This is a genomic window from Enterococcus sp. C50, assembly GCF_040887505.1.
In the GTDB taxonomy this organism is placed as follows: Bacteria; Bacillota; Bacilli; order Lactobacillales; family Enterococcaceae; genus Enterococcus_B; species Enterococcus_B thailandicus.
In genome coordinates this window covers 1-20,457 of record NZ_JBFOFW010000012.1, presented here as the reverse complement: position 1 = coordinate 20,457, position 20,457 = coordinate 1, and the positions used below count along the sequence as shown (strand labels likewise).

Here is a 20,457-nt window from a genome sequence, read left to right as displayed (position 1 = left end):
ATTCGATGAAAAAGAAAAAAGTAGAGCAGGTTCAAGTGCGAGCTTTCAGCAAACCAATGAATCTCTTTTCTAATTTATTGATCGCGATTTTTGCCTTCTCCTGTATCTTGCCGTTTCTATTTGTTATCGCGATTTCTTTGACAGATGAAACAGCGTTAGCAACTAATGGTTATAGTTTCTGGCCAGAAAAATTCAGTACATTTGGTTATACGTATCTATTTGGACAGATGCAAGAGAAAATTTTCCAAGCATTATTTGTAACAGTTTTAGTAACGGTTTTAGGAACTTTGATTAATAGCACAGCTACTTCATTGTATGCCTATGCAATCTCTCGTTCTAATTTCCCGTTCCGTCGTTTCTTTACAGTCTTTTGTTTAATTACCATGTTATTTTCACCAGGGATGGTAGCCAATTACTTGGTGATGACCAATTTGCTTCAATTAAAAGATACGATTTGGGCACTGATTTTGCCAATGGCAGTTAGCCCATTCAATATTATTGTGATGCGAACTTTCTTTAAACGCTCAGTCTCAGATTCAATTATTGAGTCTGCCAGAATTGATGGAGCAAGCGAGTTGCGAATTTTTATTCAAATCGTGTTACCTTTAGCTGTTCCCGGAATTGCGACAATTAGCTTATTTGCCGCATTAGGTTACTGGAATGATTGGTTCAACGCATTACTTTACATTCAAAATGATAACTTAGTCCCATTACAATACTTGTTGATGAAGATTCAAAGTAATATCCAATATCTCACACAAAATGCGGGAGCTGGAAGCCAGCTTGCTGGAGGTTTAGCAGCTGTACCAGGAGAATCAGCACGAATGGCAATCGTTGTTATCTCAACATTGCCAATTGCGATTAGCTACCCATTTTTCCAAAAACATTTTGTCAAAGGGTTAACGATTGGTGGAGTCAAGGAATAAATAATAAATTATTTTATTTAGGAGGAAGTAAGATGAAGTTATGGAAGAAACTAGCCTTTACAGGAGTTTCAGCGTTGATGGTTGGTACGTTAGCTGCTTGTGGTGGAGGTTCAAATGCAAGCAGTAATTCAGAAGGGTCTGACAGTATCACATTGCAGATGTATCAAATCGGGGATAAGCCAGATAATTATGATGCATTGATGGAAGTGGCGAATAAACGAATCGAAGACAAAATTGGCGCGAAGGTCAATATCAACTATATCGGTTTTGGGGACTACGAGAAAAAAATGAACGTAATCATTTCTTCTGGTGAAAACTACGATATCGCTTATGCAAATAACTATGTTTCTAATGCTCAAAAAGGTGCGTTTGCCGACCTAACTGAGTTAGCACCTAAATACGCTAAAGATGCTTATGATGCGTTAGACGAAGCCTATATTAAAGGAAATTTAGTCAATGACAAATTATATGCGCTTCCAGTAAATGGCAATGTGTTTGCTCAACAAGTGTTAACTTTTAACAAACCATTGTTAGATAAATACAATCTTTCAATTGATGGAATCGAATCTTATGCAGATGCCGAAAAAGTTTTACAAGAATTCCACAAAAAAGAACCAAATACAGCTGCTTTCGCCATTGGTCAAGGCTTCAAAGTTCAAGGTGACTTCGATTATCCATTAGGAAATACGTTACCATTTGCAATTGATTTAAATGGAGACAAAGCAAAGATTATCAATCAATACGACAACAAAACTTATGTTGACTTACTTCGTACGATGCATAGCTGGTACCAACAAGGCTTGATTCCAAGTGATGCGGCAACAAGTAGCAAAGATTATCCTTTAGAAGGGAACACTTGGTTACTACGTGGCGAAACACAAGGGCCTTTCGATTATGGTGACACAATTTTAAGTAATGCAGCAAACCAAGAATTAGTTTCTAAATCAATCACTGTTCCTTTGAAATCAACAGGGCAAGCACAAATGGCAAACTTCGTTGTTTCAAATACTTCAAAAAACAAAGAAAAAGCAGTTGAATTTTTAGGATTACTTAACAGCGATGCTGAATTATTGAACGGATTAGTCTGGGGAATTGAAGGCGAAGCGTGGGAAAAAGTAGACGGAACAGACGACAAGATCAAGTTGTTAGATGGTTACCAACCAAAAACACACATGTCTGCTTGGAATACAGGAAATAACGCAATTTTATATACACAAGAATCAATCACTGATGAAATGATCGCTACACGCGATAAATCAATTGAAGAAGCTGAAACTTCACCAATCTTAGGGTTCAGCTTTAATACAGACAGTGTTAAAACAGAAATCAGTAACATCTCAAACGTCATGAATCAGTATATGGATGGATTAAATACCGGAACAGTTGATCCAGACGAAACTTTGCCTAAATTGCTCGAGGCATTAGATAAAGCTGGTTACGAAAAAGTTTTAACTGAGATGCAAAAACAATACGATGAATTTCGAAAATAAATAAGTCTGACAGCGAGCGGTTCCATCTGCTCGCTGTTCTTTATATAATAAGAGAGAAAAGATTATGTTTTAAAAAGGAGATATTATGTTAGGAAAAGCTTTGGAGACATTGTTCATTCGTGTGTGGGTAGTTGTTAAACTAACACTTTTTTTCTGGTTGTTTAGTCTAGTAGGCGGGATTGTTTTAGGAATTGGACCAGCGTTGAAAACAATTAATGAATTATTTTATCACTATGAGTTTGAGTACAAAGACATAACACTTAAGCAAGGTTGGTACTGTTTTAAGAAATATTTTAAGCGAGGAAATTATTTGTTTTTCTTCTTTTTTGCAGGGTTAGCTATTCTAAGTTATAATCTTTATCTTTCAGTTCAAATACAAGGACTTTTATTTTTGGGAATTGATTTTATTTTGTTGTTTGGTTTACTTTATTTGTTTGCAACGTATCAATGGAGTTTAATTTTAGATAGTGAATATGAAATGACATTCGGCAATGTGGTTAAGTTAAGTTTTATTTCAAGTTTATCGAGCTTTTCTACGTTGTTGAAGATGATTATTGGTAGCGGGATTATCCTTGCGTTGACGTGGCATTTCAAAGGTCTATTGTTATTTGGTTTGCTAGGTTTATTGACCGTATGGAATGTGTTGGCAACAAAAAAATGGCGTGAAGAATTAGCGGTTCGAATGGAAAACTATGAATAATCCATTCAAAGTTTTATTTTCAAAAGGGACGTTGCTCAACCGTTTGTTGCGTAAATACGCAGTAGTGATGACTGTACTCACAATTGGCGCAACAATTATTTTTAGTATCCATACTTGGAGTCAAAACCAAAATCAAGCAGAAAATGTCACCAATGAAGCACTGCAAACGACAAATCGAATGCTAAATGACAAAACAACATTAAGCAAAATTATCAAAGATCAACTTCTGGGAAGTCCAGAAAAAATCGAGAATGCGACAACTTATCTGACACAACCAATTGACCGGTATTTGATGTACGCATATACGCAACAAAGTAAAACCAATGAACTATTGTCTTTTCCAAATGAAATGTTGGATCTTTACGTCAACTATGAAGAGCTAAGTTCTCTCTACATTGTTTTTAGTCAACTGCCAGAATATTTTGAGTCTACCAGAGAACACAAAGCGGGAATTGTTAAAACGGGAACCCCGACATTAAAAAATGCTTTTTATATCAAAATGCCGATTACTCAAGGTGGCACGGAGCTGGGAAGCATCTTTGTTGGGTTCCAAAAGAAAGAATTGGAATCCAGTTTAGAAAGCCTGAATGCTTTTAATGGCTTATCTTTGTACATGATTTCTGGCTCTGCTAATCGTCTGTATACTTTTCATAGCGCAGGACTAGCACCAGAAAGCCGAAAGAAACAAGAAACACTGATTACACAAGAATTGGATAAGAATTCTGGACTCCCTTTATTGAAATTGGAAGAACATAACTTTGTTTCCTATCAGGAATTATCTGGTGAGTACCGTATACTAGCAACGCTAGACCAACGAAATGTTTATCGAGAAACTGCAAGAAGTCTGGCACCATTGATTATTGGCGTGATTCTTTTAGACAGTATTCTACTCGTATTCTTATATAAAACATTTAAACGTTATTCTCAGCAAATCGACGTAGTGATGCGTGCAATGAATGAAGCGGCAAATGGTAATCTGGACACGCGAATTGCCCAGGAACAAACGGAGTATGAGCTGAAAGATTTAGCGCAAGGTATTAATACTATGTTGGATAGCATCAACCAATACGTTGAAGATATCTATAAATTAGAAATCAAACAAAAAGATGCACATATGCGCGCATTACAAGCACAAATCAATCCTCATTTTCTTTACAACACATTGGAGTACATTCGAATGTATGCGTTGAGTGAGGGAAGCGAAGAACTTGCAGAAGTGGTCTATGCTTTCTCTGCATTATTAAGAAATAACACGAATCAAGAAACGAAAATTAGCCTTAAAGAAGAGCTGAATTTTTGTGAAAAGTATGTATTTCTCTACCAAATGCGTTATCCTAATCGTGTAGCCTATCATTTTTCGATTGAGGAATCACTAGAGCAAATTGAAGTGCCGAAATTTGTAATCCAACCACTAGTTGAAAACTATTTTAAACATGGAATTGATTTTACTCGTTATGATAACGCATTGAGCGTAAAAGTTTTTCAACAAGGATCATTTGTACAAATTCAAGTGAAAGATAACGGTAAAGGAGTTACTCCAGAGCAGTTAGTGGCAATTGAAAATCGATTGGTACATCCAAAAGTCGAGTTACATGAATCAATTGGTTTGCAAAACGTAAATGAACGTTTACGCGCAAATTTCGGTAGCACGTACCGGATGCGATTGTTTGCGAATAAAGAAGGTGGCTTAACGATTAAAATTACATTTAAGAAGAAGGAGTCTGAAAATGTATAAAGTGTTGCTGGTTGATGATGAATACATGATTTTGAATGGATTGAAAAAAATTGTTGATTGGCCCAGTTTTGGATTTGAAATCGTAGCAACGGCAGAAAATGCTATGCAAGGGTTATTGGTTTTAGAAAAACAAGTTATTGATTTAGTTATTACAGATGTAACAATGCCAGAGATGAACGGTCTAGAATTTATTGAAGCAGCTCAAAAAGAGCAATATACCTTTGAGTTTATGATTCTTTCTGGCTACCAAGAATTTGAATACCTTAAAGGTGGTATGCAACTTGGGGCAGTTAATTATTTGATGAAGCCGGTGAATAAAACAGAGTTGATTGAAAGCTTAAAAAAAGTAAAAGAACGTTTGGATCAGCAAAATGAGCAAAAAAATCAGCAAGAAATTTATCAGGAACTTTTATTCAGTCAATGGTTAAATGAAGAGTTAGATGAAACCAGCGAAGAAGAGTTTTTGAGTGGATTACCTCAAGAGTCACAACAAATTTTATTGATTCAGCTAGAAAGAATACATGAATCTGCTATTATTCAATGGTTAAAAGAACAACAAGCAACTACTTATTATCAGCGAAGTTTTGGGGATGTGACTTGCTTCACCATTTTGCTTAGTCCCCAGAAAGTCGGGGACTTTTGTGACTATTTTCAAACGCAGTATGCACAACAAGATTGGCTGATTAGTGTGGGTGACGAAATAAAGGAAATAGATGATATTCCTGAAAGTTTTCGTCGGGCAAAAGACCAGTTGCATCTTCAACAGTTTTACGGTGAAGCCAGACATGAAATCATTAGGTCCCTGCCTGCAGAAAATCAAGATCAGTTAATTGATTTTTCTACTTTTAGTCGCGCGCTTCAAAGTAATCAGTTAGATTTAGTTCAACAAATGATTCGTGAGTTTTTTGAACAATTCCAATCGGCAGTCATGACTCCCGAGGACATTCGGCACTTCACTTTCTTATTGTTTATGGATATTCAACGAGAGCTGATTACACTAGAAGATGATGAGTACTTGACAGGTATTCATCAAATAAATCAGGCAAAAAATGTGAATGACCTTCAAGAATTGTTGCTTTCCTTAGTTCGTAAGCAGCAAAAGCAAAAAAACTATAGTGAAAATATCAAGCAAGCGCTGCAAATACTGCACGAAAATTACCGGGAGCCGTTAACATTAAAAGAAGTATCCGAAAGTTTGCACCTAAATGTGATGTATCTCGGGCAACTATTTAAAAAAGAAACGAAAAAAAGCTTTTCTACCTACTTAAATCATTTACGGATGGAGCAAGCAAAATGGTTGCTACTTCACAGTGAACAAAATATCAATGAAATTTCAAACGAGATTGGCTACAACAACACCACTTATTTCTCTAAATTATTTAAGAAAATTGTGGGACAATCACCAAAAGAGTACCGAGAAAAGCCCCTTACTTAGTTTAAAGAAAAAAGTAGGGAGTACAGTGTTTAGACGTAGGAACTTCTATATAGGTTGAATTGCTGATTTTGGAATGATAATGACTGAGTAAAAAAGACAATCAAAAAGACTGAGCCCAAACGAAAATATGTTTTGGTTCAGTCTTTTTTTATGAAAATAAAAATCAAATTTTATTTTTGCACGTAGTTTATTGTGAAGGCTTATTAGGTTAAAGAAAACGGTAAAGCATCGGCCGCGTATTTTTTGGGGTGAGGAACAGTACCTAGGTGATAACGAATTGTTCCTCCTGTGAGTAAGTCTTCGTGTGTAAAGAATAACTTAGAATGTATTTGATCATTACGGTCAACTTGATGAACAAACTGTTGCTGTGGTTGATTTGGTGAGCTTTCAATCGTAAGTGTCTGACCGTTTGCAAGTTTTAGTTCAACGTGATCGAACAGCGGCAAACCAATAACATATTCTCCAGAACCAGGTGTGACTGGATAAAAACCTAAACTGCTAAAGATATACCAACCTGACATGCTACCATTATCTTCATCACCGGGATAACCTGTCGGTGAATCATTGAAGGTTTGAGTCAACAATTGTTTAATTAACGGTTGAGCCATCTCTGGTTTACCAAGATAACTGAATAGATAAGGGTAGTGGAAGCTAGGTTGATTTGAGATAGCCAGTTGTCCAAATTCAATAGCGGCCATTTCACTCATTTCATGGATTTCAAATCCGTATCCACCAACTTCAAAGGAAGGAGATTGATTACAAAGCTTGATTAATTTTTCTTGAAAAGCAGCTTCTCCACCATGTTCACGAATCAAACCATTAAAATCTTGGTAGACGGCAAAGCTACTTTGCCATGCACTTCCTTCTGCATAATCTTGACCCCAGCGAGTCGCTGAGAAGTTTTCTCTAAATTGTTGATCCGTATCTTTTGCACGCATGAATCCAACGGTAGGATCAAAAATATTACGATAGTTTAAGGACTGTCTTTGATAAAAAGCACTGGTCGCATGATCACCCAGTATAGCAGCAACTTGGCTGATACAAAAATCGCTATAAGCATAATCTAAAGTATGATTGACTGATTCATGATAGGTACTAGGAACATAGCCATATGTTAAATAATCAAGTGTTCCTTGGCGACCATAATTAGGTAACTCACTTTGGACAGTAGCACTTTTTTTCATTGCTATTAAAAATTCAGGCATCAAATCACTACGAATTCCTTTTACCGCGGCATCAGCAATTACCGCATCAATCAATGTTCCGGGCATTAAACCTCGTTCATCAGGCGATAGCCATTTTGGCAAAAAGCCCGTTTCTCGATAACTTGTAAGAAAGCCCTCAAGCATTTCCTCATAATTTTCAGTGGCAATCAATGAATAGAGTGGGTAGACCGTTTTATACGTATCCCAAAATCCATTATTTGTATAAAGAACACCAGAGCGAATAGTTTTGCTGAATGTATCATAGTGAATTTTTTCGCCATCCTTAGTTACTTCATAGAATGTTTGAGGAAAGAGAAATACACGATACAAGTTATGATAAAAAGTACTTACTTGTTTTTTATCATGATGACTGATTTTGATTTTATCGAAATATTCTTGCCAAATTTGGCGATTTTTTTCCAGGTATTCATCAGGCGACTGTGCAGACTCTCTCAATAAATTTACCTGTGCTTGTTCTTCGCTAATAAAAGAAGTACCAAAGCGAATCGTTTGCTGTTCGATCGAGCCAAACGACAACAAAATAGAAGAACTATTCTCTGGAATTGCTAACTCAGTGTCGAATAATGGTTGTTCAAAGGAAAGGGTAAAGTGAAAGCGAAAATCAGGATCCTCACATCCAGAAAAGTTGATGAGATAACCAGTAATTGTATGCGAGTCTACAACATTTAACTGGTATCGCTCAGGAAAAGTCAAAAGTAAACCGCTATCATTTTTGTGATAATCAATCGTAAGTACACCACCATACATACTAGGAATCAACGTGGATGAAATTTCATAACGCAGTTGATTGATTGACAGATGCGTAGGGCAAAACGTGCTTTCTTCTGGTCGATAAGAACTCTGAGCATGAAAAAGACTGTTTTCAGGTAGAGTACCACTAACTGGTGTCATTAGGAAATGACTGAAATCACCCATCCAAGGACTAGGTTGATGTGTTAAACGATAACCTTGAAAGATACGGTCTTCTGGGTGGAACCACCAACTTCCTTTTTGGTCGGTTGTTTGTGGGGCAAAATAATTCATTCCAAACGGAACGCCTGTGTAAGGCAGGCAATTTCCGTTTGAATAATTGGACTGGTTGGCAGTCCCGTGGCGAGTATCAATTTGTTGAATGTTCATTGTTAAGCTCCTTCGTTGAGTGTCTTGTTATTAATGTAACTGGGTATTTGGTATCCGCTGGTGATTCTTTGGTTTCAAGCCAATGAATCAACTTTTCTCCAGCAGATTTTCCAAGTTCTTTGAAATTTTGGGCAATAGTTGTCAAAGGCGGATCAACTAAAGCTGCAGCTTGAATATCATCAAAACCGATAATTGAAAAATCAGCAGGAACTGAAAAGCCAGCTTGTTTCAATTGGTTCATTGTTTGAATGGCAACAAGATCATTTTCACAGACAAACGCAGTAAGTTGGTGTTCTTTGATATAGTTTAATAACTCTTTATTCGTTGCTTTTTGGTCGTCAAGCGCAGTATGAAAAGCTAAATTAGCTTTATCAAGAGCTTCAAGATAGCCTAAATAGCGCTGACGAACTGATTGTGGATGAGTTGGTTCGCCAAATAAGAAGCCAATTTTTTGATGACCGTCAGCAATCAATTGATTTGTGGCTATCGAGCCGCCGGCGAAATTGTCTGAAAGAACGGTTGGAAATGGTAGTTCATAAATTTTCTTATCCAAAATAATGACTGGAAAATCTTTCAGTGAAAGTTCAAACAATAAATCTAAGTGTTGCTCCGTATCGATAGCGTAGTAAATCAATCCATCGAATTCATCCATCACTTCTTTTGCCGTTTTTGTTTGGAGAAAATCAAGAGAGGTCATCAATACGTCAAATTGATTTTCTTGCATAATTGGATTCAATCCTTCAGTGAAATCACCAACGGACAAATCAGTTAAGAACGGAAATAAAAAGAGAATTCTCTTTGTTTTTTGAATGTGGACAACCGAGGTCTCTGGATTGTCTGCTTTGACAAAGCTGCCTTTTCCACGAATTCGATAAATCAAACCAAGTTGTTCCAATTCTGTTAATGCTCGTTTGGATGTGATTCGACTTACTTGATATTTTTGAGAAAGTTCTTTTTCAGTAGGAACTTGGCTATCAATGGCTAAAGTTCCATCAAGAATTGCGTTGTGTAGATCGATAAATATTTTCTTATATAATGGTTGCTCCATAATAACACCTCTTAATGATATATCATGTATAAATGATAGCATAAATAAAGCAAAAGTAAACAATAAAAAATATTGTGAAAGCGTAGACAAAAAACGAACCAAGAAGTATAATCTACTAAGATATATCAAATAGAAAAGAGGATATTGAGAGATGCCATATAAAGATATACCAAAATCAGTTGAAGAATTCATGGGAAAAATTGAACAGAAATGTGGAAGTGAGCATGCAGATTGGGCTAAAAATTTTTCTACTGCGTTTGCTAATACATTGTTAACCACAGTAAAGCGACATTCTGATGGAACAACTTTCTTGCTAACCGGTGATATACCAGCTATGTGGTTAAGAGATTCCACTGCACAAGTACGCCCATACTTAGTGATTGCCAAAGAAGATAAAGACTTAGCAGCAATGATTAGTGGGTTGGTAAAGAAACAATTCTTTTATATCAACATTGATCCGTATGCGAATGCGTTTAATGAAGAAGCGAACGGGGCGGGACATCAGAGTGACCATACTGAAATGAATGATTGGATTTGGGAAAGAAAATATGAGATTGATTCATTATGTTATCCTGTTCAACTTGCCTATCTTTTATATAAAAATACGGGGCAAACAGATCAGTTTGATGATTCATTTGTTTCAGGAATCGAAAAAATTCTAAATGTTTTTCAAACAGAACAAGACCATACTAAGTCACCTTATCGATTTGAACGTGATACTACTCGTCTGGAAGACACGCTTGTTAATGATGGGAAAGGTGCAAAAGTGGTACCTACAGGAATGACCTGGTCAGGTTTTCGACCAAGTGATGATACTTGCCAATATGGGTATTTAGTCCCATCGAACATGTTTGCTGTAGTCGTTTTAGGATATATTGAAGAAATTTTTCAAACAGTGTTATCACATAATCAAATCGTAGCAAAAGCTACCACATTGCGAGAAGAGATTCAACGAGGGATCGAAGTGTATGGTAAAACTAAAAATCAAGCACAAGAGACTATTTTCGCATACGAAGTGGATGGTCAAGGAAATACCTCAATCATGGATGACAGCAATGTACCAAACCTAATGGCTGCTCCTTACCTAGGCTATTGTTCTTCGAAAGACGAGACGTATTTACAAACAAGAAAAACGTTGCTTAGCCCAGAAAATCCTTATTTTTATGAAGGAAAGTACGCAAAAGGAATCGGCTCTTCTCATACGCCTGAAAATTATGTTTGGCCAATTGCTTTAGCAATGGAAGGCATGACCACTGATGATCGAAAAGAAAAAGAGCGAATTTTAGATTTATTAGTAGCTACAGATGCTGGAACAAACTTGATGCACGAAGGTTTTGATGTGGATAACCCTAACAATTACACAAGAGAATGGTTTTCTTGGGCAAATATGATGTTTTGTGAATTAGTAATGGATTACTTTGATATTCGAGTAGAAAAATAGGAGCGATTAGATGAAAAAGAAAGTATATATTATTTCCCACAGTCACTGGGATCGAGAATGGTACATGGCTTATGAACAACACCATATGCGTCTAGTTGAATTAATGGATGATTTATTAGAACTTTTTGAGAATGACCCTGAATTCAATAGTTTTCACTTAGATGGACAAACAATTATTTTAGATGATTATTTACAAGTAAGACCGGAGAAAAGAGCGTTAGTTCAACAAGCGATTGATGCGGGTAAGCTACGTATTGGACCATTTTATATTTTGCAAGATGATTTTTTGATTAGCTCAGAATCCAACGTTCGTAATATGTTGATTGGGTTGGAAGAAACGCAAAAATGGGGTGTTCCAGTAATGCTTGGCTACTTCCCAGATACATTTGGAAATATGGGGCAAACACCTCAAATGATGAAGCAAGTTGGGATTGAAGCAGCAGCATTTGGCCGTGGAGTAAAACCGATTGGCTTTGATAATCAGGTGCTTGAGGCAGAAAATTATTCCTCCCAATATTCTGAAATGAAATGGAAAGGGCCTGATAACTCAGAAATTTTTGGTTTATTATTTGCTAATTGGTATAGTAATGGAAATGAAATACCAGCTGAAGAACAAGAAGCCAAGGCATTTTGGGATCAAAAATTAGCTGATGCAGAACAATATGCTTCAACTGAACATTTATTAATGATGAATGGTGTCGATCATCAGCCTGTTCAAAAAGATATATCAAAGGCGATTGCATTAGCAAGTCGTTTATATCCAGATTACGAATTTATTCATTCTAATTTTACCGACTATTTAGCAGCAGTAACAAATGATTTACCTGAAGATTTGGGGACCGTAGAAGGCGAATTAACGAGTCAAGAAACAGATGGCTGGTATACTTTGGCAAATACTGCATCTGCGCGCGTGTATTTAAAACAATGGAATACGAAAGTTCAAAGACAATTAGAAAATATTGCTGAGCCGTTAGCGACAATGGCATATGAAGTTTCGGGAAGCTATCCTCATGATCAATTAGATTATGCTTGGAAAACATTAATGCAAAATCACCCACATGATAGTATTTGTGGTTGTTCAGTGGATTCTGTTCATCGAGAAATGATTACACGATTCGAAAAAGCAGACGAAGTTGGGAAATTTGTAGCAGAAGAAGCAATGAGGCAGTTGTCGCAAGTTATTGATACAAGCGAATTCCCAGAGGATACGTATCCTTTTGTTGTAATCAATACAGCTGGAACAGCGAAAACTGGTGAAGCTGTGATTGAAGTCGAGTTGGAACGTAAAAAGTTTGCTGAAGGATTACCAGAGACATTGTTTAAAGAATTGGAAGATGCGCCTGTTAAGAGCTATCATGTTGAGAATGCACAAGGAGAAATCATTCCCGCAATTGTATCTGAAGCAACTGTTCGTTTTGACTATGACTTACCGAAAGATCGGTTCCGAATACCTTATATGGAAAAAGTAGTGACTGTAACTATTCCGCTAGAAGAAATGGCTGCTTTTTCATGGGAGACATTTACATTAGCTGAAGGAGAAGCCCCAATCGCTATTACTGATTCGATGGTCAGTGACCAAGGACGAGTAATCGAAAATGAATTGCTCAAAATCAAAATTGAAGAGAATGGTTCATTAACGGTGTTGGACAAAAAAATGGATCGTCAATTTGAGGATATGCTTGTTTTTGAAGATACGGGTGATGTTGGAAATGAGTATATCTATAAACAACCAAGTGACACAGCCCCAATTCTTTCAAACCAACAAGGGGATTCTCGAGTAGAAATTTTGGTTGATACACCAGAGATTGCTCAAATCCAACTCATTCAGACCATGATGATTCCAGTTTCTGCCGATGAACTTCTAGAAAGGGAACAACAAATGGTAGTTGAATTCCGTTATCGTAAAGCGAAACGAGCAAAAGAATTAAAACCATTATTAATAGAAACAAAAATTACTTTAAGGAAAAATAGTCGGAAAATCGACTTTGAAACGACGATTGACAATCAAATGAAAGACCATCGCTTACGCGCGCTATTTCCAACGAAGTTACATGTGGAACACCATGAAGCAGATAGTATATTTGAAGTCGTTACGCGACCAAATAAAGTTTCCGCAAGCTGGGAAAATCCAACGAATCCGCAACATCAACATGCATTTGTTAATCTTCATGATGAAAATTATGGTGTCACAATTGGAAACTATGGCTTAAATGAATACGAAATTGTAGATGCAGGTCAAATTGCATTAACCTTATTGCGTTGTGTTGGTGAGTTAGGGGACTGGGGATATTTCCCAACTCCCGAGGCACAGTGTTTAGGACAACAACACTTCCAGTATAGTATGGAAATTCATGAACCAAATGAAAAATTTGCATCTTATCAACACGCGTATGCTGCGCAAGTTCCATTTACGACGCAACAATTAGCTAATCAACAAGGTGAATTAAGCAGCAAAAACAATTATTTAGAAGTGGATGCTAAAACGTTTGCAATTACTGCTTTGAAGCGAAGCAAGTTTAATGATAAAGTAGTACTGAGAGGATTCAATCTGTCAGGAAACGAAGAAGAAATGGTTGTTCAAAAACCAGGGACAACTAATAGATTGTTGAATCTTTTAGAAAAAGACAGTAAGCAAACGATTGAGCCGACATTGATGCCTTATGAAATTCGGACAATCGGATTCGAGGAGGAAAAGTAAATGTACGGCGGAATAGAAGCAGGTGGCACAAAGTTTGTTTGTGCAGTGGCGAATGATCAACATGAAATTATGGAGAAAGTAAGTATCCCTACGACGACTCCAATAGAAACGTTGCAACAAGTGTTTGCTTTTTTTGACAAGTTTGACTTATCTGCTATGGGGATTGGGTCTTTTGGCCCGATTGGCATTGACCAAACAAAAGATAACTATGGATATGTTTTAGCAACACCTAAAAAAGGTTGGGCTGATTTTGACTTTTTAGGGAGTGTTAAAGCACGTTATCAAATTCCAATTGCGTGGACAACGGATGTTAATGCTGCTGCCTATGGCGAATTGAAGAAAGGTGCAGCACAAGGAAAGAATAGCTGTATCTATCTAACCGTTGGTACTGGGATTGGTGCAGGTGTTGTTTTGAATCAAGATATCTTTTCGGGGATTGCTCATCCGGAAATGGGTCATATCTGGGTGAAACGTCATCCAGATGATACTTACGCTGGTACTTGTCCTTATCATGGGGACTGTTTGGAAGGATTGGCGGCTGGTCCTTCATTAGAAGCAAGAACCGGAATCAAAGGTCAAGATTTACCGGTAGACCATCCTGTGTGGGATATTCAAGCATTCTATATTGCACAAGCTTTAATCAACTATACATTAACTTTAGCACCAGAAAAAATTATCCTTGGTGGTGGCGTAATGAACCAAGATCATTTACTACAAAAAATTCGTCAACAATTTGTTGAATTAATGGCAGGATATATGGAAGTTCCAGAAGCTAGTGAATATATTGTTCGCTGGGGCTTGCCGAATGAAAGTGGGATTATTGGTAGTTTATTATTAGCCGAAAAAGAGTATCGACAAAAATAAAATTTCAAAAAAGTGGTTGAAATAAGAGCAGTCAACTCTGATAGATAAGAAGGATAATCTGAAAATAGCTTTATCTGTTTTTGAGATTATTCTACTCATTTTTGAGAGATTTACTTTCGAAAAGCCATTTATTCGTAAAAAAGTGTCTGGAGCATAATCATTTTGATTAATGTCCCAGACACTTTTTTATTTTCTTGAGGCCTACCATAGTCCAGGAGTTGCTCTAGCGATAATCGTTTCTTGTGTGAATGGATGTGTCAAATGAAGTTCAATTGCGTGAAGCATCATTCGTTGCGCTGGCCGTGACTGATAAAGTGGATCGCCTACAATTGGATGACCTAGGCTTTCGAGATGAACCCGAATTTGATGTGTCCTCCCAGTAGCTAAAACACAATAAATTTGTGTTTGTGTCGGTAGATTTTTTGCAACGGTTACGCGGGTTGTTGCTGTTTTCCCGTTACGTTCATCAATGACTTGTTTTCGTCGGTTGTGTCGATCGCGTCCAATTTTCTTGGTGATGGTGATATCTTTGGTTAACTTTCCCCAAACGATAGCTTGGTAGCGTCGATAAATCTTCTTTTGTTCGACTAATTGGCTTAAAATAGGCAGAATAAATGGGTTTTTAGCGAATAAAATAGCGCCACTGGTTTCTTGATCTAAGCGATGTACAACATATGGTTTCTCATCTTTCGGAGCTAGATAAGCAGCTAAATCATTTAATAAGGTTCCAGTTTCTTTTGCGTTATTGGGATGGGTTTTTAGACCAGCTGGTTTATTTACAATCACTAATTGATCGTCTTCATAGAGCGTGTGGATTTTTTGAGGATCACCAAAGATGATTTCTTGATGACTGTAGTCACTTTCTTCAAAATGCAAAGTAATTGTGTCGCCACCGCGGATTTCTGAATGAAAAGGAGCGGGCTGCGCATTTACCCAAACATTTCTTCGGGTACGCAAAAAATGACGAACTTTTTTTGGTACTAGCCATTCTCGCTCTAATAATTCTTGGATAGTTGTTGCTGAGTGATCAGCGGGTAATGTAATTGTGATTTCCATAAAGGAGCTCCTTTCGTCGAAGTCAGTTTTATTTTACCATTTTTAAAATATATTTAAGAAAAAGATTAAATCAATCAGCTACTTATTATGCTAAACTACCGTCATTAACTACAAAACTTACATCTTAAGCAGGAAGAAAGGCGCAGTTAGTTGTGGTAAACTGACCGTGTGAATAAAAAGATAGGAGAACATGCAAATGGATTTTCAACGCGTTTTGGAAAAAATAAAAGCTTCTTTGATTAGCTTTTGGCGCTGGAGTAAGCCATATTTGAGCCGATTTCATAAATGGCGAAGGCGAATTTGGAAAAAATATCATATCAATAAAGTTATTCTTTTGTTGGGACTGATTTTTATTTTGGTAACGAGTGTTTATTTGTTTATTTTAGCAAAACAAGCAAATGTGGAGACTTTAAAATCAGGATTAAGCCAATCTACTGTTATTTATGATAAAGATAATGAAGAAGCAGGTACACTTTATGCTCAAAAAGGGACTTACGTAGAACTAGATGCAATTTCTCCGTATATTCAAGATGCAGTTATTTCTACGGAAGATCGAAATTTTTATAATCATCATGGATTTGATGTGAAGGGGATTGCTCGAGCAGCAGTTCGTATGCTTACTTCAGGGAGTACCGCTGGTGGTGGAGGGAGTACGATTACGCAACAATTGGCAAAAAATGCGTATTTAACACTCGATCAAACCTTTGATAGAAAAGCAAAAGAGCTGTTTCTAGCGATAGAAATAGAAAAGAAATACAGTAAAGAAGAAATTTTAACTATGTATTTGAATAACGCTTATTTTGGTAATGGTGTTTGGGGTGTTCAAGATGCTGCAAGGAGATATTTTGGTGTCAATGCGAGTGACGTAACATTGTCAGAGGCGGCAACAATTGCGGGTATGCTTAAAGGACCAGGTATTTATAATCCAATTGATAACCCAGAAAATGCTAATAATCGAAAAAATACTGTGTTGAGTGTGATGAAAGAAAACGAAAAAATCACAGCAGAACAAGCCAGTGCGGAGAGCCAAACGAACATTACGGATTATTTAAATGACACGTATACGGATTCGGAATCAGGTTATCGCTATCCTTATTATTTTGATGCGGTAATTGATGAGGCTGTGGAAGCATATGGACTGGATGAATCAGATGTAATGAACAAGGGGTATAAAATATATACTGCGTTAGATCAAAATTATCAAAAGCAGTTAGAAGCGACTTATCAAAATGGACAGCTATTTCCGGCAGATGCTTCGGACGGGGCAATGGTTCAATCTGCGTCTGTTGCATTGAATCCGAAAAATGGTGGTGTACAAGCCTTGGTGGGGCGGCGTGGAGAACACGTCTTCCGTGGATTTAATTTTGCAACACAAATGAAAAGGTCGCCAGGTTCGACAATTAAACCATTGAGCGTGTACTCAGCTGCTTTAGAGTCTGGCTACTTACCTTCTAGTACTTTGCAAGACGCACCACAAAGTTACTATGCTGCTCAAAATTATGATGGTACGTATCAAGGTGAAGTACCAATGTATCAAGCAGTAGCTCAAAGCTTGAACTTGCCAGCTGTTTGGTTACTCCATGAGATTGGTCTTCAAAAAGGGTATGATAAAGCAGAAGAATTCGGGTTAAGCTTATCAAAATCCGATAAATACTATGGTTTAGCATTAGGTGGCTTAGAAAAAGGTGTATCACCGTTAACGATGGCCGGAGCCTATAGTGCTTTTGCGAATGATGGGCAGATGTATTCGCCACATTTGATTACGAAAATCGTTGATTCTACAGGTGCAGTTATTGTAGATAATACGGACAAAAAACCTAAACAAGTGATTTCAAAAGAAACAGCAGAACAAATGACAAGTATGCTGCTTGGCACATTTTCTAATGGAACAGCAGTTGCTGCAAATCCAGCTGGTTATACGGTTGCTGGTAAAACTGGTACTACGGAAACGAATTTTGATGCCACTAAAGCAAATGATCAATGGATTGTTGGCTATACACCAGACGTAGTTATTTCAACTTGGATGGGTTACGAAGAGTCCAGCGAATTGCACTACTTAGAAGGAACGAGTGGGAATGTTGTGGGCCGAGTCTTTAAGTCTGCTGCAGAAGGAATTCTTCCTTATACTTCAAATACAAGTTTTAGTGTCGCGGATGCGTATGCAACAGGCGGAGAGGTCGTCCCAGCAGATCAAGTGGACAATCCATCAGAAGCAGAGGACAATGCTGAAAAATGGAAAGAAAACTTAGATCAATATGGCGAGAAAGCAAAAGAAGGATTGAAGAACTTTGGTGACTTTGTAAAAGACGGCGTACAAGGAATTGGCGATGCAGCCAAAGATTTGTGGCGGAAATATCAAAGTGAGTAGTTCTTTGAAAACGGATAGCTGCATGTTACAATGAACTCAACTACTGAAAGAAAAGAGGCAATATTATGTCAAATATCTATGATAGCGCGAATCAAATCGAACGCGAAATTCGTGAACTTCCTGAATTCAAAGCTTTACAAGAAGCATACGGTAAAGTAAAAGAAAATAAAGAAGCGCATGAACTATTTAAAAACTTCCAAGCAATGCAAATTGAATTACAGGAAAAACAAATGCGTGGCGAAGAATTCTCTGATGAAGATGCAATGAAAGCACAAGAGATGGCCATGAAAATTCAATCAGAATCAGTTATCAATGATTTAATGGAAAAAGAACAAGGTTTTAGTACAATTATCAATGATTTAAATCGAATCATCATGACACCAGTACGTGACCTATATAGCGAATAATTAATAGTAAATAGAAAAGAGCAGGGCTGATTGCAGTCCTGCTCTTTTTTTGCTTCTAGCTAAGTAGAATTCTTTCTCTAGTTTTTTATCAACCAACATAATGCAAGAAAATAACAATATTGTGAATATAAAAATAAAAAAATGGAGGGTATAATTTTGAAAACGATTACTAAAAAAGAAAAAGGAGTGATTGGAATGCTTTCACAACAAGCAGTTTCTAGAGGAGAAAATCAATAAGAAAACAAGTGCGTTTGGTTTGAAGGACAAAATTGGTTACATGTTTGGTGATTTAGGGAATTGTTTTATTTTAGGATTGGTTAATAGCTTTTTGATGATTTATTACACAAATGTCCTTGGCGTTTCTGGAGCAATAGTAGGTACGCTTTTTCTAGTTTCAAGAATGTTAGATGCATTTGTGGATGTTTTCGTTGGACGGCTACGTGATATTTCTAAGGTAACAGAAGTTGGACGATCTATCCCGTGGATTCGCCGAATGAAGTATCCGTTTTTACCGTAACAGTTCTAATGTTTTTGCCTATTATTCAGCATTTACCAATGTTGGACAAGATGATTTATATTTTTGTTTCATACATTGTGTATGGTATTTTTCTTTCAATAATTAATATTCCTTATGGGGTAATGGCGGCAGCAATCAGTTCAAATTCGGATGATCGGTCTTCGTTGTCGACTTTCAGAAGTATTGGATCAGCAATCGGTGGATCAACTACGGGTTTCTTTACTCCAATATTAATGTATACGCAAAATAAAAATGGTCAACAGATTGTCTCAAGTGAACGCTTTTTCTGGATTGCCATTGGCTGCGCGTCAATAGCTTTTCTAGCATATATCTTAACTTGCAAGCTATCCACGGAGAGGGTAAGAGTAGAAAAAAAGAAGAGATTCAAGCAAACAGGTTGGTTAAAGGTTTAATTTCGAATCGTGCACTAGTGGTACTAGTTGTTGTGGACATTTTTATTGTGATCAATCAAATTTTAGCTGGGACAAATATGACTTATTTATTTAATGACTACTTCCATAATAAAGAAGCAATGTCGATTGCTTTATTATTCACGTATGGAACGGTCGTTGTATTGGCTCATTTTGCAACGGCGTTGACAAGATGGTTTGGTAAGAAAGAAGCAAGCGTTGTCGCTCTAATGTTTTCTTCTATTATGTATTTATTGATGTATTTTTTACATATTACAAATGCATGGGTATACTTGTTCCTACTATTTATTGCAACATTGGGATCAGGATTATTCAATTTGATGGTGTGGGCTTTCATTACAGATGTAATTGATTATCATCAATATACAACGGGGTTACGAGAAGACGGAACAGTTTACGGTGTCAATTCTTTTGCTAGAAAATTGGGACAAGCATGTGCAGGGGCAATTGGTGGTTTTATGTTAACGATGATTGGCTATCAATCGTCTTCGGTAGGCGGAACAATTCAGTCAGCTTTAGTGAAAGAACGTATTTATACGATTGCTAATTTATTGCCAGCAGTTTGTTTGCTATTATCTGCGCTGATTTTACTTGTTGGTTATCCACTCAATAAGAAAGAAACGATTAAAATGGGTGAAAAATTAAAACAAATCAATCGTTAAGTTGTGAAGAGATAGAATTTAAAATTAGGTCAAGCGAAATGTAAAATTTTGCTTGACCATTCTTTTTTTTAATGATAGAGTAAATGAGTTGTTGAAAAACAACTAGAAGTTAAAAAAATAATTTCAAAAAGTTATTGACATGTGAATTATCACATGATAAGATAACTGAGTCGTTTAAAAAGGACTGCTTATGAAGCTTGATTTCATCAAGAGAAAATTCAAAAAAGTTCTTGACAAATAACAAACGATGCGATATGATAAATGAGTTGCCGAAAGATTTCTCAAACGAAATCAAAAAAACTTTTTTTAAAAAAGAGTTGACATTCAAGCGTCA

At 36.8% G+C, this 20,457-nt stretch carries 14 protein-coding genes and 1 pseudogene; 12 read left to right on the top strand and 3 right to left on the bottom strand.

Going from position 1 to position 20,457, the window contains the following annotated elements; translation table 11 throughout:
* Positions 1 to 5: 5 nt before the first annotated feature.
* The 5 genes from AB3I20_RS12115 to AB3I20_RS12095 all read left to right on the top strand — a co-directional run bounded on the left by AB3I20_RS12115 (position 6) and on the right by AB3I20_RS12095 (position 6,286).
* Complete coding sequence (locus AB3I20_RS12115) at positions 6 to 926, top strand: carbohydrate ABC transporter permease (protein WP_067481675.1); 921 nt, start codon at positions 6 to 8, stop codon at positions 924 to 926.
* A 32-nt stretch (positions 927 to 958) separates the two neighbouring features.
* Positions 959 to 2,416, top strand: a complete 1,458-nt coding sequence (locus AB3I20_RS12110) for an ABC transporter substrate-binding protein (RefSeq protein WP_067481673.1) — start codon at positions 959 to 961, stop codon at positions 2,414 to 2,416.
* 85 nt (positions 2,417 to 2,501) lie between these two features.
* The gene (locus AB3I20_RS12105; protein ID WP_368027414.1) at positions 2,502 to 3,116 is read left to right on the top strand and encodes a DUF624 domain-containing protein; all 615 of its coding nucleotides are present in this window, start codon (positions 2,502 to 2,504) and stop codon (positions 3,114 to 3,116) included.
* The gene (locus AB3I20_RS12100) at positions 3,109 to 4,851 is read left to right on the top strand and encodes a sensor histidine kinase (protein ID WP_368027413.1); all 1,743 of its coding nucleotides are present in this window, start codon (positions 3,109 to 3,111) and stop codon (positions 4,849 to 4,851) included. The genes AB3I20_RS12105 and AB3I20_RS12100 overlap by 8 nt, the downstream gene beginning before the upstream one ends.
* On the top strand, positions 4,844 to 6,286 hold the full coding sequence (locus tag AB3I20_RS12095; protein ID WP_067481669.1) for a response regulator transcription factor: 1,443 nt from the start codon (positions 4,844 to 4,846) through the stop codon (positions 6,284 to 6,286). The genes AB3I20_RS12100 and AB3I20_RS12095 overlap by 8 nt, the downstream gene beginning before the upstream one ends.
* Before the next feature lie 203 nt (positions 6,287 to 6,489).
* Here the strand turns inward: AB3I20_RS12095 and AB3I20_RS12090 are convergent, their stop codons facing one another.
* Together AB3I20_RS12090 and AB3I20_RS12085 are read right to left on the bottom strand one after the other, a co-directional pair.
* Positions 6,490 to 8,631, bottom strand: coding sequence for a GH92 family glycosyl hydrolase (locus tag AB3I20_RS12090; RefSeq protein ID WP_368027412.1), 2,142 nt, complete (start codon positions 8,629 to 8,631; stop codon positions 6,490 to 6,492).
* The gene (locus AB3I20_RS12085; protein WP_067481665.1) at positions 8,612 to 9,679 is read right to left on the bottom strand and encodes a substrate-binding domain-containing protein; all 1,068 of its coding nucleotides are present in this window, start codon (positions 9,677 to 9,679) and stop codon (positions 8,612 to 8,614) included. The genes AB3I20_RS12090 and AB3I20_RS12085 overlap by 20 nt, the downstream gene beginning before the upstream one ends.
* 151 nt (positions 9,680 to 9,830) lie before the next feature.
* Between AB3I20_RS12085 and AB3I20_RS12080 the strand changes: the two genes are divergently transcribed.
* Genes AB3I20_RS12080 through AB3I20_RS12070 form a run of 3 tightly spaced genes read left to right on the top strand, consistent with a single transcriptional unit; the run spans position 9,831 to position 14,682 of the window.
* Positions 9,831 to 11,120 carry a glycoside hydrolase family 125 protein gene (locus AB3I20_RS12080; RefSeq protein WP_368027411.1) on the top strand — a complete coding sequence of 430 codons (1,290 nt, stop codon included), beginning with the start codon at positions 9,831 to 9,833 and terminating at the stop codon, positions 11,118 to 11,120.
* Between the two features lie 10 nt (positions 11,121 to 11,130).
* The gene (locus AB3I20_RS12075; RefSeq protein ID WP_368027410.1) at positions 11,131 to 13,818 is read left to right on the top strand and encodes an alpha-mannosidase; all 2,688 of its coding nucleotides are present in this window, start codon (positions 11,131 to 11,133) and stop codon (positions 13,816 to 13,818) included.
* Positions 13,819 to 14,682, top strand: coding sequence for an ROK family protein (locus AB3I20_RS12070; RefSeq protein WP_067481660.1), 864 nt, complete (start codon positions 13,819 to 13,821; stop codon positions 14,680 to 14,682). It abuts the gene before it with no gap.
* A 201-nt stretch (positions 14,683 to 14,883) separates the two neighbouring features.
* Here AB3I20_RS12070 and AB3I20_RS12065 read toward each other — a convergent pair whose 3' ends face one another.
* Positions 14,884 to 15,738, bottom strand: coding sequence for an RluA family pseudouridine synthase (locus tag AB3I20_RS12065; RefSeq protein WP_271027424.1), 855 nt, complete (start codon positions 15,736 to 15,738; stop codon positions 14,884 to 14,886).
* Positions 15,739 to 15,934: 196 nt separating this feature from the next.
* On the opposite strand from AB3I20_RS12065, the gene AB3I20_RS12060 reads away from it, so the two are divergent.
* From AB3I20_RS12060 to AB3I20_RS12045, 4 genes and pseudogenes are all read left to right on the top strand, one after another.
* Positions 15,935 to 18,106, top strand: coding sequence for a PBP1A family penicillin-binding protein (locus AB3I20_RS12060; RefSeq protein ID WP_368027409.1), 2,172 nt, complete (start codon positions 15,935 to 15,937; stop codon positions 18,104 to 18,106).
* Positions 18,107 to 18,171: 65 nt separating this feature from the next.
* On the top strand, positions 18,172 to 18,513 hold the full coding sequence (locus AB3I20_RS12055; RefSeq protein ID WP_067481657.1) for a YlbF family regulator: 342 nt from the start codon (positions 18,172 to 18,174) through the stop codon (positions 18,511 to 18,513).
* Positions 18,514 to 18,769: 256 nt separating this feature from the next.
* Positions 18,770 to 19,030 (top strand): MFS transporter, encoded by a 261-nt coding sequence (locus tag AB3I20_RS12050; RefSeq protein ID WP_368027408.1) that lies wholly within the window; start codon positions 18,770 to 18,772, stop codon positions 19,028 to 19,030.
* A gap of 8 nt (positions 19,031 to 19,038) precedes the next feature.
* Positions 19,039 to 20,123: pseudogene (locus AB3I20_RS12045) on the top strand (MFS transporter).
* Positions 20,124 to 20,457: the final 334 nt, after the last annotated feature.